Below are 15,489 nucleotides of genomic sequence, written 5' to 3' on the forward strand. Positions count from 1 at the left end.
TGAACAAAACTCCCCTTAGGTCTGAATATCATTACCCTTTTACTGCTCCTTCTGTTACACCAGATATAAAGTGCTTTTGTAACCAAATGAAAATTAACAAACTTGGAATCGTCGTTAAAATTGAAGCAGCACTAATCAATTTTAAGTTTCCGCCATCAAAATTTTGTGACATTTGTGCTAACCCGATCGACAACGTATACATGCTACTTTCTGTTGTATTGATTAAAGGCCACAAATAATCTCCCCAAGTAAACGTAAACGTATAAATAGCTAACGAAATAATCGTAGGTTTAACGAGAGGCATAGCCACTTTAAACCAAACTTGAAAACGATTTGCACCATCCAAGTAGGCAGATTCCTCTAATTCCTTTGGTATATTTAAAAACGCTTGACGCATAAAGTAAATTCCAAATGCAGTGGAAATTTGTAAGACTGTTAGACCGAGGTGTGTATTTCGCAGTCCAAGATCCCCAGCGATTTGAAAAAGCGGAGCCATATAAAGTTGAAAGGGTACTGTCATCGTAGAAATGATGATGGTTAAAACAATGCCTCTTCCTTTAAATTCAATTCTAGAAAGTGCATACCCAGCAAGACTACTAAACAAAATATTTAACGGAACTGCAATTCCTGTTACGATAATTGTATTCCATAAAAACGTTCCGAAATTTGCCTTATTAAATGCATCAATAAAATTCGTTATAGTTGGATCCGTTGGTAATAAACCGTCATAAATCCCTTGACTTGGGGCCTTCAAAGCAATAAACAAAGTATACATAAAAGGACCCACGGTTACCAACGTAATACCAATCATTACGACATAGATGAATATTTTTTTACCTGCCTTTGTTTTCATTTTTTCAACTCCTTAAGCCCGCAAATCATCTTCACGTTTACTCGTCAGCTTCATTTGTATCAAAGATCCTATGATTGCTAATGCCAATAAAACGATTCCTGCCGCAGATGCAATACTAACGTCCAAATTGACAAACTTATCATATATATACATGACTAACGTAGTAGTTGCTCCAGCAGGACCACCATTTGTCGTCAATGCAATTTCTTCAAAAACCTTTAATCCATTAACGATTGTAAGGACGGATACTAATGTTATGGAAGGTATTAGCATCGGCATCGTGATTTTAGTAAACTGCTGGATGCCATTTGCACCATCTATACTAGCTGACTCATACAATTGATTTGGTATTGATTGAAGGTTAGCTAAATACATAATCATATAATAACCTAACCCTTTCCAGGCGGTAATGAATGCAACAGCAATCAAGGCGGTTGTAGAATTGGTAAGAAAGTTCATTGGCGAATCAACAATCCCAAGTTTAACTATTATTGTCGACAGAAGACTTTCTTGTGAATAGAGCATTTTCCACATTAATGCTGTAACAACAATTGGTGTAACGACTGGAACATAATATAAAACACGAAATAATCCAACCGTCCTAAGTTTTTGATTGACAAGAACCGCCAAAATCATTGGTAGAAAAATATTCATTGGAAGCACAATAACGACAAACAGGATTGTATTCACAAAGGCTTTCCAAAACATATCATCTGAAAATATTTCTTTAAAATTATCTAAACCAACAAATTCACTCGTATCGGCAATAATTTTATAATCCAACACACTCCAGCGGAACGCTTCAATAATCGGTATAATTAGAAAAGTCATCAATACTATGATGGACGGGAGTAAGAAAAGCCAAGGTGTTAAATGTCGGATCATTTTTCTCTTAGTTTGTGTGAAAGAAATTTTACTCACCTTATCCCCCCTGTAAGATTAGAGAGACTGGAACAAAATGTTTCATCAAATAAAACTTGAACAACTGCAAATAATCCGCTCCAAAAATATACTTCTCACATCCAAAGGTAGCTGGAAAGCCTCCTACGCTCCCGGCATCTAGGGTCGATGACATCAAAGGAAGTGACGATTGTCACCAACCTCATACAGGCGAACTAAAGGGTCTACCAATGCCTTTCCTCTCGCAGGACTCTACCTATTTCCTCGGCTTATTCTTGTGCATTGTTCGTCATTAGATTTGATCATTTTAATTTTGTTCCAGTCCCATTACTTTATATTAAAATGTTGGCTGAATATCTGTCTTCTCAAAAGATTCGTCCCATTTTTCTGCTATTTTTTGTAGTGCTTCTTCAGGAGTTAACTTACCTTGTAAGTTTTCTACATAAGTATTTTTTACAACTTCCCGAAGTTCTGCACTATTTTCAATTGGTGGAATGAGTGATTCAGCACGCTCTAAGGACTTAGCTGCTTCAAGCATTCCTAATGCTTTCGGAGAGTCTCCTGGATCTGTAAAATACGCATCTTCCAATGAAGCTTTTGTTGATGGTAAAACGGTACCAGCAATCTTAGCAAATTCAAGTTGATTTTCTGCATTTGTGACAAATTCAGCTAACGCTATTGCTGCATTTTGATTGTCTGATTTTGCCGGAATTGAAAAATTCATAACCGCAACATTCATCCTTGCATCTAAGTCATTCAATGGTTGAGCTGCTTTAGAAACTTCATAAATGTCAGGTGCTCCAGATTCAATCGGTCCTAAAAACGTTACACCCGATTCCGTTAATGAGATATTACCAGCCATAAATAGCTCTTGAGCAGTTGAGAAAGTACCTTCTGCATTTTCCTGAGGCATAATTCCTTCTTGATACATTTTTTGCGTTAACGAAAAGAATTCAACTATATCTTCATTATCTTGTAGAACCGTTTTCCCATCTTTAACAATTGGTTCTCCGTCTGCAAGGGTAAGCATCTTTTCCATTACAGTATCCCCTTCGTTAATAATCTGGAAAAAAGAAGGTTTTCCTGTTTTTTCTGTTATCGATTTTGCAGTTTCATAGATTTCTTGTGTGTTTGATGGAACTTCTGTAATACCAGCTTGTTCAAAATGATCGTTGTTATACCAGCTAACAGTTGTTGTCAAATACCAAGGTAAAGAATAAAGACCGTCTTCGAAATACCCTGCATCAAAAGGTCCTTCTAAGTATGAATCTTTTACTTCGTCAGTAACTAAATCCGACAACTCTAATAATCCGCCTTGGGAAGCAATGTTTACCATGTAACGTGGAGCCAAGTTAACTACATCTGGAACATCATCCCCGGATAATGAAGTTAATACTTTCTGTTCTATCTCGTTTTGCGGAATGTCTTCTATAATGACATCCACATTTGGATGAAGATCTTCAAACTCTTTCTTAATATCTGCAAAATAACTATCAAACGGTTCTCCCGCTAAAGAAGCTGTCCACATTACGACCTCACCAGAGAGTTCACCAGATGAATCCGCTTCTTGAGTATTATCATTACTGTTTTCTTTTTTACCGCCACAACCTATCAATCCAATCGCTAGGATCCCAATTAGTAAACTAAGTAATGTTATTTTTCCCCTTTTCCCCATTTAATCCTTCCTCCTTGTTTTTTGAAAAAATTTTATTATATATTAGAAAGCGTTTTCCTTTATCTATTTTACTTAAAACGTTATTACTTTTCAAGTATTTTTAAAAATTATTTTTATTTATATTTTAATTTTAAAAATTATTTCCCGAACAAACCAAAAAAATCCTTCCTTCAACTAAGTAATACAAGTTTTTTTATCGCCGTTACGTTAGTGAAAGCAATAGTATTGTGGTAAGTAAGTTTTTTAAAATTTTTATGGTAAAATAATGAAAATACTTGCACTTCTAGCATGTTAGGATTTGCTGAATTCTCTTGGAACTACCATTAAACACTGTATTCAAGAGATTTATTGTCAGAAGTTATCGTTACCTTACAATTGTTAGTATCCCCTAACTAATATCTAGGATGATCAGTTTAATCCTGGAATCGTATGAGGTGCAACTGTTTCTTTGGTAAATACTTCTTCTAATAAAGGCCACCAATCGTACATTTCAATATAAACCAAGTCAAACAGCATGACTCCATGTGTTTTACTTTCGGTCATCCGAATAGCTTCTTTAAATGATTCTGGTCGATCCTGATAATCAAGTAAGTATAAACTTCCATAAGTAAATGTTTCGTAGTTCGTTACTTCCATACTGAGATCAGCTGCCCCTTCCACACTATACCAATATGGTAATCCTTTAGCATCTGATTCCTCGATTGTCACATCACCATAATAAAGACCAGTCATCAAAAAGTCCAAATGATCTGCATAACCTGTTTCGTGATAGTCTGGAGTAGCCCACTCATAATCTGGTTGATAATTCTTGCTTCCCCAGTTGACACCTTCACTATAATACAAGGGATGCCATGAGCCTACATAAGTATTGAACAAAACATCCGAATTTTGTGATTTAACCAATTTTCTAGTTTCCTTGAAATAATTTTCAATATTAGCTGCACGCCACTTAATCCATTCCTTATAATGTTTTCCGGGAACAGTCACTTTCTTATTATCTTCAAATTTTACTGTAAAAATATCTTCTGGCCAGTTAACAACCTTTTGACCTATCTCTTTTTCAAATTCCGTGCGACTTAAATCACTGAAATCTGTATAAATATTGTTATACCGAGCACGATCCAATGTTATTCCATCTATATCATAATTGGTTACAAGCTCACTGATAATATTCCATGTAAACTGTTGTACCTCTGGATTAATCGGATTCATAAAGGTTTCTGTTGCATTTGTCTCTGAAGTTGGACGTAGATCTGATTGAACTTGTGAAATATCTATTTCTTCATTTATTTGAATATTATCCAGTACCCACTGACGAGCTTTTCCATGAGCAGATATCAAGTATCCATTTTTAGGAACAGTCACTTCTTGCTCTCCAATTGTATTACGGTCAATAATTTCCGTAACAATTCCATTTTCAACTTTTACCTCAATCCCCCAACGATTAGCGGGTGAAATCGTATTATTTTCAGGAGTGTAAATAATAAGTTGATCACTATTTCGTGTAATATCGAAACCAGCTATAGAATATTTATTTTCTTCACTATCAGTAACTACACGCGTAACATCGTAAACTATTGTCTGCCATTCTGGGTTTTCAATAGCAGGACCTTCAGCGTACTGATTACTGCCTGCAGCAAATGTATTGATATTAAGATGAACTTCTAAGTCATATTTCTTTGCTTCACGCACCACATTTTCAATTAAATCAAAATCAGCTGGATAACCTTGATATTTGGGATTCTTAGATGTACTTAAATGTGGTGAATATTCACTTGGATAAGGCACAAAACCAGTTGAACTTTTGACATCTAATACAATCGTGTTAATATTTGTATCTGCAGTCTTAGAGATAATATTAGCAACCTTCTCTGGAGTATTCAGGTTTTCAATGTTTGCACTTAAATCATACCAGAGAATACGCGCTTTCATATTTTTATTTTTAATCAAATTTCGTTTTGCATTATCGTTAGCTTTTGCTTCTATGGATGAAATGCCACCTAATGAAGTAAATAACATAACAATAGACAGAAAAAATATTAATATTCTTTTTAACAATGGTTAACACTCCTTATTTTTATGATTATAGTCTTATACCCCTAATTACCGCAGCCTCTCCTTTGCGTACGGGGAATTACTAGATTAATGGATTTTCCAAAGCATTATTTGTTTTTGAACCGATTTTTTGTACTTATTTGATAAGAATAATATGAGCTAGTAAATACCTCCCTTTATAAGTGAGAGGATGCCTAGAAAATCTTTTAAAAAATGAAGTTACTTCCAAACAAGTTATCTTTCGAATTGTTTTAATTACTAGAAACATTATCGATATAAGCATATTTTCAATTTAAATAAAACCTCCCCCATATATTCAGGTTTGTCTACACAGACTTTATACACCCCTTTCTCACTTGCAATCCCCCTAGAAGAAAACGCTTTCTTAAAATGATTTTACAAAATTAGTTATAATATATCAATGAATTTTAAAAATTCTTTTTATTTTTATTAATAAAATAGAAATTTTTTTCGTAGTTTTTTTGAATTGTTTTCAAAAAAATGATTGACTACATCTGTAATAGGGGATTCTTTTTTGTCTATTTTAAAAGTTACCTATTAATGAGGACGTAATTCTTCCAAAAGATTTCGCTTTACAACATCCAAATAACTATTTGGATGTTCTATATCAAGGTATACCAATAGCTCTTAAAAATTCAAATGTATCAAGTAAAGATATTGCTGGTATCGGAATAACATTCACTTCTTCTACCATGATGGCAGTAGATAACCATTTAATTCCTTTATGCTTATATAAGGAACACGAAAATAATCCTCATGCTTGGGTAAAGTTATGGAAACACCATGGTGCACAAAAAGAATCAGAAGAAATTTATAACCTAGCAATAAGTCGTGATGAAAAATGGCTTAAATCATATGGTAACCATGTATCTGCTGAATGGTTTTTACCTAAATGTTTGGAAACATTCTATAAAGCCCCAGAGTTATATGACGAAGTGAATTTATTTATTGAAGCAGGTGATTGGATTGTTTCAATCTTAACTGACGAGGTTATTCGTAGTAATTACTCACTTAGCTTTAAAGCATTTTGGAATGAAGTAGATGGATTTCCAGAAGATTTTCTATCAAATCTCAATTATTGATGCTCATTCTTCACTTCTAGGAATTGGTGCTTTCGAGGATAAGCAATTAACTATGGTAATGGGGACATCTACCTGTCATTTAATGTTAAATGAAAAGAAAAGGTATGTAACTGGTATTTCGGGGGTAGTTAAAGATGCAATTATTCCTGAATTGTATGCATATGAAGCGGGACAATCTGCAGTTAGCGATCTATTCTGGTGGTACAGCCAGCAAATTCCTGAAGCCTATACACAAGAAGCAATTGATAAAAACATCACTACTTTTCAGTTGTTAGAAGAAAGAGCAAAAACACTCCAACCTGGTGAAAATGGTTTAATTGCTTTGGATTGGTTTAATGGAAACCGTTCTATTCTCTCAAACTTCGATTTAAGCGGAATGATTTTAGGAATGTCCTTGGATACAACTCCTGAAGAAATTTATCGCTCACTTTTGGAAGCTTACGCTTTTGGTGCAAAAGTCATTATTGAAACATATGAAAAAGCAGGTTTAGCCGTTGAAGAAGTATTTGCCTGTGGTGGTTTGCCACAAAAAAATGATCTTTTAATGCAAATTTATGCTGATGTGCTTAATAAAAAAATTCAAGTTTCTGCAACAGATCATGCTTCTGGCATTGGAGCAGCAATTCTGGGAGCAGTGGCTAGCGGTTTCTTCAGAAATCTTAACGAAGCATCTAATAAAATGAAACAACCTTTTAATAAAATTTATGAACCTATTGAAGATAATGTTAGAATTTATAGCAAATTATTTAAAATCTATAAGCAAATACACGATCTTTTTGGGGTGAAACATCCTCATATAATGGAAAAGGTTAAAAATATCCATTAAAGAATCTGTAAAAATAGTTATAATTAATTATTTTTATATGGTTATCTGTAATTATCATAAATTATCTCATGTTTCATGTCATCGTAAATACTGTTCAAATAAATATTAGAAACCAGTGATTTGGGATTCATTATAAAATGCTCTCTATAGGTACAAATTAATGCATTATTTAGAAGTACCGATATATTTTTTGATGGATATATAAAAAAGACAGAGAAAATGTCAGATTTAAAGCTTTGTTAAAATACCTTGGAGTAGGAATAGCTGCATGTGCAATATAGGGTTCTTTAGTACTTAAGAAAGTACGGAACAGGTATTATTGATATCCTTGGTAGGACCACTCCATGGTAAGGATATGGGAGTAAAGTTGTTTAGGATTTATATTCAAGCAGGTATATTCTTTGCAATCGTATCTTATATTATAGTAATTCTTGTTCGTAAGAAAACCAGAAAGTCTATAAAAGACTTTTTCTCGAAAAAGTTATAGTAATCCTTACCACAAAAAAGTAATCATCTTCTAGCAGTACCTGCTTAGGCTTAGGATGATTACTTTTTTCTGAGACTATCGCTGACTGTTCTTCTAAAATAATTAGATGTTATATTGGCACTAGATTCAACAGAGATTTCGTTCTAATCCACGGTAAACGTTCAGTAAATATTTTTCTTTTACATTTATCGTTTTTAGAAAACCATTTATAGGATTTCACGTGACTTGAATAGGAGAATCAAATATTTTCCCCAGCTTCATTATGTTTAACTTATTGAAAGCCTCTTCTGTTATCATGACACCGCGAATTTTAACTACTTTTTACCTGTCTGTCTAAAGAGGGAGTTTATATTCAGTATATTTCGATCCATCTATTTTAATTTTTATCCTTCAGTTTTAATTCTACTCACTGGCTCACATACGTTTTAAATCCTTCCAGCACATCATCCAATTGCTCATCAGATAAAGGTTTGATACTATTCAATTGGTGTGTACCGTATGCTAATTTTGCGACTTCTTCTACCGTCTCTGCTCTTCTGTATGCATCCGCCAACGTGGAACCTACAGTGACCACTCCGTGATTCGCCAACAACACACCATTGGCATCATCCAACGCTTCCACAGCATATTTCGCCAATAATTCAGAACCATATCTTGCATACGGGGCAACCGGTACTTCTTTACCAATATCAGCAATCATATAATGGATAGGTGGAATCGGTAGATGGGCACAAGCAAACATTGTTGCATACGTGGAATGCGTATGGACGACCGCTTCAATCGCATCGCTTTTTTTATACATATTCGTATGCATTTGTGTTTCTGAAGAAGGTTTCCGGTACCCGGCAACAACTTCACCTGTGTTTAAATCTATTTCTAGCACGTCTTCTTCCGTCATTTCATCATAAGGAAGTGCAGACGGAGTGATATACATAATGTTTCCCTTTCTGACACTAACATTTCCAGACGTACCGACGGTTAATCCTGTACTTGAACACATTTTTGCATACTTTACAACTTCTGATTTAATTGACATTAAATTTTTCTCTCCTTCTATCTGGTGTAAGATCGTTAATTTGATTTCTGTAGTTATACCACTTTTTATATAATGTGAGGTAATTTAAATTACCAGAAGGCTTAAATGTTTTTAAACTGTCTCTCACTTCATTTTCTACACCTAGAGCTTCGTTACAAATAATGACCCCACCCACAATCGAAGCTTGGCTATAACCCTCTTTTATAATAATTTCTTTATTTAATAAGTCCGCTAACATTTGGGGTAACACTTTCCCTTTAAATCCGCCTCCACAGCCGTAAACATAATTTTTAGACGTAGGAGATATATCTAATAGGACATCAAAGTTATATTTAATGGCACTTGCGATATCGAAAATGATACCAAATACAAAATCCGCTGCCGTCAATTCATGGTGTGCTGGTGCATCCATGAAAAAACCACCTTTTTCTAACGGTAAATTTTTGTCAAAAACTAGTGTACCAAATGATGCGATTGTCTTCGGATCTTCCAAAGCCATCACCTCGTCCTCAATCTCCTCATATGATTTATCAGGGAAAAATACCTTTTTTAATCTTTGGTAATTTAATCCTGAAACTCCAGCATTCGTTTCAATGATGAATTCGTTTTCATTAACGTGTCGATTTACCCAGCATCTCGCCTCACTGTCTACTAGATATTGATCGAGAACCTTGACAATAGGTGAAGTAGTACCAGACACGATAACGATATCATCTATCTCCGATTGAGATTTTTTAGCGGCAAGCTGTGTGTCTGCCCCTCCTACAATAAAAGGAATCCCTTCCCCTACATTAAACCGCTCCGCCGCTGCTTCGGACACAGCACCAAGAATTGTTCCACTCTGTCTTATTTTAGGAAGCCAATCGGAAGGAATACCAAAAATTCCACATAATTCAGGTGACCAATCATTTTTCTTCACATCAAATAATAAAGTCTCAGAGGCTTGAGAACTTTCATACGCTAATTCATTTGTGAATTCATAACCGATCCAATCACTGATACTTATAAAAGAGGCAATCCGCCCCCATAACTCAGGTTGTCTTTCCTTTACACCCTTAAGCTTTAGTGCAGAGAAGACAGTTGTTGGCCAACGTCCAGCTTTTTCATAAACAGTCTGAAAGTTAGTAATATCCTTTTCCCATTCTCTTCCCCTGTTATCAACGTTCGGCAATCCAATGATCGGTGTCCCGTCTTCATCTAGTAATACAATCCCTTCTCTTTGACTGGTTGAAAGTACTGCTTGAATGTCGATATTCGGACTTTCAGAAATTGCTTTTTCAATCAAATTACTTATTTCATTTAACATTCTATCAGCATCAAAAGAAACAGCATCAGGGAAATTGCGATCTCTATCGTACTGCACATCACTCGTCTGAATGGAAGTGATTTCCCCACTAGGAGTAACAACTGCAACTCTCGCATTCCCGGTTCCTATATCAATAATCAAGTAACCTTTTTCCATGTCTTCCATCCTCTCAATTTTCTTTAATAATAAGTTGATCTTTATTAAAAAGATTCGGCGGTATATTGCCCTTCTGCCATTCAATTAATCCATTATTTAAAATAACGGAATGGTGGTCTTCCACTTCATAACTTGCCCCGGCAATATGTGGCGTAGCCAAAACATTGGGTAACTGAATCAATTGATAATCCTTTTCAGAAGGAGGTTCCACATCAAATACGTCCAAAATAGCACCCCGAATTTTCTCATTAGTCAAAATATTAATTAAAGCATCAGTATCCACTACTGCAGAGCGAGCGGTATTGACGAATATCGCTTCGGATTTCATCATTCTGAGTAAATCTTCATCGATGAGATTTTTCGTCGCATCATTTACCGGTAAGTGAATAGAGACAATATCACTCGTTGAGAACAACTCCTCCAAGGAGAGACTTGCATACGTTGAATCAACTTCCGAAACAAATGGATCATAGTACTGGATATGACACGGAAAATGTTTAATCATATTCGCAATAGTTTGTCCAACCGCTCCGAATCCAACAAATCCAACTGTTTTACCTGCCAACTCATTCCCTTTAAATTGTAAATAAGGTCCAAGCATTTTACCGACCCAATTATTTTCCTTTAACCATTGATTACTCGGAATCGTATTTCGCATAAACGTAATGATGTTACCGATAAATAACTCAGCTACTGCCTGTGCATTTCGTGCAGGCGTGTTAAAAACAGGGATATTTTTTGCTGTTGCAAATTGCACATCCACATTCACCGGATTGGCACGACAAACCCCGATAAATTTCAAATTAGAGTATTCCCGCAAAACATACTCACTCACTTCATCTACTTCTGTTATTAAACCATCGAAATCATGTTCTTGTAATAAAGATAAAACTTCTTCTTCCTTAAAAGCTGCACCATTATCCCTCCAAGAACGATAAATAACTTCTCCAAATACATTTTCCAACTCTTGTAAACACTCTTGATTATATGGTGCTGTCACTAATACTTTCATAAGAAGTACTCTCCTTTTATGTCAATTTACGTAAGCAACGATTTAACGGTTTCATCTGTTGTAATTAAAATGTTGATTAACCTACCAGTCAATGCACCTTGAATCGCTTTTGCTTTATCCTTTCCATAAGCTAAAGCGATACGAGTAGGAATTCTCAATAAGTCGATTGGCTCTGTACCAAGGACCCTTTCCGAAATGTGTTCCAACGAAAAACTTCCATTTTCATCGTAAAAATGTAACATGATATCCCCGACACTATTCATCAGTAATTCTTCATACGTTAATTCAGGAATAAGACGAGATTGCAAAATTGTCGAATCGGGACTGGCAGTTCCTATCCCCATAATCGCGATATCAATATTTCTCATCTCTTTATGACTATCTTGAATATTTTTATCGTTTAGAAATATTTCCTTCACTTCTTTCGACTCCACTATTGCAGGGGCTGGAAGAAAATGTGGGGTTGCATCTAATGCTTGTGCCCAGTTTTGAATAACAGAGGTAGCAGGAATTTCATTTTCAACTTTGCCAACACTACCAGTCATTTGAATAATTTTTAATTCAGGTCTACCTTCACAATTATTCATATACCTTCCCACATTGGAGACTGTTTTCCCCAAACCTAAACCTAAAGAACCTTGATAAGGAAGAATACTATTTAAATAATTAACCGCTATCATTTCGTATAAAGATTCATTACTCTCTTTAATTACGACCGCATCTTTTAATTTATATTCACTTTTTAGCTGTCTTTCCAGATCAGTCCGTCTCGAATTATCTGACTTGGAAGTAATGTGGAATTGGACGATACCCTCCTTTTTGGCTTCATTAAGAAAACGAGCAACCGATGAACGGCCAATATCCAATTGTTCGGCTATAGTCTGTTGATTCATATCCAAAACATAATACATCCTAGCTATTCTTTCTAAAAAATCCCTTTTGGACATTTGATCAGTAATATTACTTTTGTCCATAACGTTATACCTCCATTATAATCGCTTGATTCATTTTTGCAACAAATTTTTATTAATACATAGGTGAAACCTCACAATAATCAAGTTTACTTCTTTTTGTTTTTTCAAAATTATATACTTGATATTGTTTTTAAAGGGTGATAATATTTGTCTATAAAGAACATTTTATCATAATTTAAACAAATGTCCAAGTAAGGAGGAGTGCTTTCACTTTATGTAAGCGATTAAATTATATTCATAGGAGGGTTAACATTGAATTCATTAAACCAACAAAACAATTTTCTTTACAAAATTGGGATCCCGCCCAATTTAGCATGGGGATATTTAGGAGTATTGATTTTCATGCTTGGGGATGGAATTGAACAAGGATGGATCAGTCCTTATTTAGTTGAAAATGGTTTCACAGTTCAACAAGCTGCATCGTTACTCACTGTCTATGGCATTACCGTGGCAATCGCTGCTTGGTTCTCCGGAGTATTAGTGGACATGCTCGGCGCAAAACAAACAATGACTATAGGATTGATTGTTTATTTAATTGGAACAATAACTTTTATATCTTTAGGAATATCTAGTATGAATTTAGCAATCATGTTTCCGACTTACGCTCTTAGAGGGTTTGGTTATCCACTCTTTGCATATTCCTTTTTAGTATGGATTTCATATAGTAGCCCGAAAGAAAAATTGGGAACAGCAGTTGGATGGTTTTGGTTCGTGTTTTCCGGCGGATTATTCGCTATGGGAGCATTCTCATCCAGCTTCCTAATCCCGGCAATTGGTCATATTAATACATTATGGACCTCTGTCGCTTGGTCATTAGTAGGAGCATTTTTCGCTCTCATCATGAATCGGGATAAAATTAAAGTGACTGCTAATTCCGAAAGTAACGAGGAAAAAAGCAAAGTCAAAGAACTACTCAAAGGAATTACAATCATGAAAGAAGAACCAAAAGTAATGATTGGAGGAATTGTACGAGTAATAAACTCATTAGTTACATTTGCGTTTCCTGTATTCATCCCAATGTATATGATTGAACACGGATACACAACCGCAGAATGGTTGCAAATATGGGGGACATTATTCACCTCGAATATAATCTTTAACTTAATATTCGGATTTATCGGTGACAAACTCGGTTGGAGAAATACAATTATGTGGTTTGGTGGTGTGGGTACCGGGTTAAGTGCACTCGCATTATACTATGTACCAATCCTAGTTCCAGGAAACCATACCGTATTAGTGATCGTCACGATACTATTAGGAGCATTCTTAGCCGGATATGTACCACTATCTGCCCTAGTCCCATCACTTGTTAAAGATAAAAAAGGCGCAGCAATGTCCGTCCTCAACTTAGGTGCAGGCTTACCAACCTTCCTCGGACCTTTAATCGTCGGTTTACTAATCGGCTTCATAGGTACAGTAGGAGTCGTATGGGTACTGGCAGGAATTTATTTCTTCGGAGCATTCTTAACGAATTATCTTGTGATAGACTCCAAGGAACTTGAAGATAATAAAAAGGAAAGACAAGAACTAGATCACTTACCGACCCCGCCAGAAGTAGGTAGTGATGTCAAATAGTCCTTGCCATTCCAACCCATATAATATATTATACTAATCAATTTGAAAAGCTAAAGTGATATAACTTCCAATGCCATCCATCAACAAGGGTGGCATTGTTCTTTTCTAAGATATCGCTATCTCCAGATATCATCTTGCATCATTTGATTTAAAAACTTCATCAATTGTTTGGACCAAAGCAAATGACTGAGGCACTGGGAAAAATCAACCTGATTAATCCTTCAACGCTTTCCATGTATTCAAATCAATATGAATGTTGGTAAAGCAATATTTGATCCCAAAGAAAGCTTTATTGTAAGAGCCAAAATGCTGTATTCAATCAGATTTCATCGCTATAATTACATACTCTTTCCCTATTTCAATTCTCTTCGATCCCATTTATTTTCCCCCTTATCGTAAAAATTGAAAGAAACTATAAGCATAAATCAACACTTTTATATAGTTCCTTACAACGACCATTCGATACAAAGTATCAAAATCCTTCTCAACCTATTAGAATTAACCATAATTTTCCATGCACCCATTTTTGTAACTATCTGTCTTTCAACCACAAAAGAGCCTGTGATTAATATTAGTTATCCACAGGCTTGAAATGCAGGATTATTAAAATACAAATTTACACCAATTTTTTATACCAATTCTTTAGTAAATACTGCGCTTCTTCCAAGTTTACTTTTTTAAAGTTGATTGTTCCACGAAGAGGGAGTTGTGCAATTTTCCACAAGTCAACTGTAATTATTGTACCAATAGTTGCATATCCTCCCGTAGTTTGACTATCAGCTAAAAGTATAATTGGTTGACCAGTTGAAGGGATTTGAATCGTACCAAAAGTGGCAGATTCAGATACAATATCTGCTTGTGTTCTATGTTCAAGAGGCTGTTCACCAACTATCATACATCCCATTCTATCCCCGGTTTTAAAAGTATATGTTTGTTCATAAAATAACTTAATTGATTCTTCTGTAAAATATAATTCGTTATGACACGGCAGAACCCTTAATTCAATATGTTCCTCATACTTTGGTATCCATTCAGACGATAATTTTAATCCAATATTGGAAGCATTATTTGATTTCGCAAAAATGATATCACCTTTATTTAAGCGCCTATTCATTTTTCCTCTTTCATATGTTGAACAACTTCCAAGTATAGACTCAGATGCAATGCCACCTGCTACACCTAAATAAGCTCTTACAGCCTTATTAGGTTTTTTAAATATTATTCTTTGCCCTTTACGAATTTCAAAGGCTTCCCATAATGGGGCCCTCTCATTATCGATCAATGCGGTTAAGTCAGCCCCCGCAATAGCAATAGTATGGTTTTTTAAAGCAAGAAGCTCAGTACCAAAAAGGGTCACTTCAATTGTTGCGAAGTTTTTATTGTTTCCTAAGATATAATTAACCATTCGATGGGCATAACGATCAATTGCCCCAGATATTGGAACACCATATTGTTGATAACCAAAACGCCCCAAGTCCTGAATCGTTGCATAAAGGCCTGGCTTCTCTACTTTAAATAATACTTCAGACAA

The 15,489-nt window shown here is 35.2% G+C and carries 12 protein-coding genes; 3 read left to right on the forward strand and 9 right to left on the reverse strand.

Translation table 11 applies throughout. From position 1 onward, the window contains the following. Positions 1–31: 31 nt before the first annotated feature. The 4 genes from ACPYKA_RS00125 to ACPYKA_RS00140 form a co-directional block, all read right to left on the reverse strand. Complete coding sequence (locus ACPYKA_RS00125) at positions 32–853, reverse strand: carbohydrate ABC transporter permease (protein WP_336258463.1); 822 nt, start codon at positions 851–853, stop codon at positions 32–34. Between the two features lie 12 nt (positions 854–865). Continuing rightward, complete coding sequence (locus ACPYKA_RS00130; RefSeq protein ID WP_479540388.1) at positions 866–1,774, reverse strand: carbohydrate ABC transporter permease; 909 nt, start codon at positions 1,772–1,774, stop codon at positions 866–868. A gap of 316 nt (positions 1,775–2,090) precedes the next feature. Continuing rightward, positions 2,091–3,428 (reverse strand): ABC transporter substrate-binding protein, encoded by a 1,338-nt coding sequence (locus tag ACPYKA_RS00135; RefSeq protein WP_479540389.1) that lies wholly within the window; start codon positions 3,426–3,428, stop codon positions 2,091–2,093. 408 nt (positions 3,429–3,836) lie between these two features. Then, the gene (locus tag ACPYKA_RS00140) at positions 3,837–5,486 is read right to left on the reverse strand and encodes an alpha amylase family protein (protein ID WP_479540390.1); all 1,650 of its coding nucleotides are present in this window, start codon (positions 5,484–5,486) and stop codon (positions 3,837–3,839) included. Positions 5,487–6,097: 611 nt separating this feature from the next. On the opposite strand from ACPYKA_RS00140, the gene ACPYKA_RS00145 reads away from it, so the two are divergent. Both ACPYKA_RS00145 and ACPYKA_RS00150 read left to right on the forward strand, forming a co-directional pair. Next, the gene (locus ACPYKA_RS00145) at positions 6,098–6,586 is read left to right on the forward strand and encodes a hypothetical protein (RefSeq protein ID WP_479540391.1); all 489 of its coding nucleotides are present in this window, start codon (positions 6,098–6,100) and stop codon (positions 6,584–6,586) included. Positions 6,587–6,638: 52 nt separating this feature from the next. Next, entirely contained in the window at positions 6,639–7,412 is a 774-nt protein-coding gene (locus ACPYKA_RS00150) for an FGGY-family carbohydrate kinase (protein WP_479540392.1), read from the forward strand. 893 nt (positions 7,413–8,305) lie between these two features. On the opposite strand, the gene ACPYKA_RS00155 is transcribed toward ACPYKA_RS00150, so the two are convergent. The 4 genes from ACPYKA_RS00155 to ACPYKA_RS00170 are packed head-to-tail and all read right to left on the reverse strand — an operon-like array spanning position 8,306 to position 12,383. After that, a complete protein-coding gene (locus ACPYKA_RS00155) occupies positions 8,306–8,935 on the reverse strand; it encodes a class II aldolase/adducin family protein (protein WP_479540393.1) in 630 nt (209 codons plus the stop codon). Further along, on the reverse strand, positions 8,925–10,397 hold the full coding sequence (locus ACPYKA_RS00160) for an FGGY-family carbohydrate kinase (protein ID WP_479540394.1): 1,473 nt from the start codon (positions 10,395–10,397) through the stop codon (positions 8,925–8,927). The genes ACPYKA_RS00155 and ACPYKA_RS00160 overlap by 11 nt, the downstream gene beginning before the upstream one ends. A 13-nt stretch (positions 10,398–10,410) precedes the next feature. Further along, positions 10,411–11,409 (reverse strand): 2-hydroxyacid dehydrogenase, encoded by a 999-nt coding sequence (locus ACPYKA_RS00165; RefSeq protein ID WP_479540395.1) that lies wholly within the window; start codon positions 11,407–11,409, stop codon positions 10,411–10,413. Between the two features lie 26 nt (positions 11,410–11,435). Further along, a complete protein-coding gene (locus ACPYKA_RS00170) occupies positions 11,436–12,383 on the reverse strand; it encodes a sugar-binding transcriptional regulator (protein WP_479540396.1) in 948 nt (315 codons plus the stop codon). A gap of 252 nt (positions 12,384–12,635) precedes the next feature. Between ACPYKA_RS00170 and ACPYKA_RS00175 the strand changes: the two genes are divergently transcribed. Next, a complete protein-coding gene (locus ACPYKA_RS00175) occupies positions 12,636–13,958 on the forward strand; it encodes an MFS transporter (protein WP_479540397.1) in 1,323 nt (440 codons plus the stop codon). 616 nt (positions 13,959–14,574) lie between these two features. Here ACPYKA_RS00175 and ACPYKA_RS00180 read toward each other — a convergent pair. Further along, positions 14,575–15,489, reverse strand: coding sequence for a 5-oxoprolinase subunit C family protein (locus tag ACPYKA_RS00180; RefSeq protein WP_479540398.1), 915 nt, complete (start codon positions 15,487–15,489; stop codon positions 14,575–14,577).

The organism is Pseudogracilibacillus amylolyticus (SeqCode), from assembly GCF_051918545.1.
GTDB lineage: Bacteria > Bacillota > Bacilli > Bacillales > Amphibacillaceae > Pseudogracilibacillus.

Coding starts and splice junctions, on each gene's coding strand:
- ACPYKA_RS00125 (WP_336258463.1), bottom strand. CDS start 853: ATGAAAACAAAGGCAGGTAAAAAAATATTCATCTATGTCGTAATGATT.
- ACPYKA_RS00135 (WP_479540389.1), bottom strand. CDS start 3,428: ATGGGGAAAAGGGGAAAAATAACATTACTTAGTTTACTAATTGGGATC.
- ACPYKA_RS00150 (WP_479540392.1), top strand. CDS start 6,639: ATGGTAATGGGGACATCTACCTGTCATTTAATGTTAAATGAAAAGAAA.
- ACPYKA_RS00155 (WP_479540393.1), bottom strand. CDS start 8,935: ATGTCAATTAAATCAGAAGTTGTAAAGTATGCAAAAATGTGTTCAAGT.
- ACPYKA_RS00160 (WP_479540394.1), bottom strand. CDS start 10,397: ATGGAAAAAGGTTACTTGATTATTGATATAGGAACCGGGAATGCGAGA.
- ACPYKA_RS00165 (WP_479540395.1), bottom strand. CDS start 11,409: ATGAAAGTATTAGTGACAGCACCATATAATCAAGAGTGTTTACAAGAG.
- ACPYKA_RS00170 (WP_479540396.1), bottom strand. CDS start 12,383: ATGGACAAAAGTAATATTACTGATCAAATGTCCAAAAGGGATTTTTTA.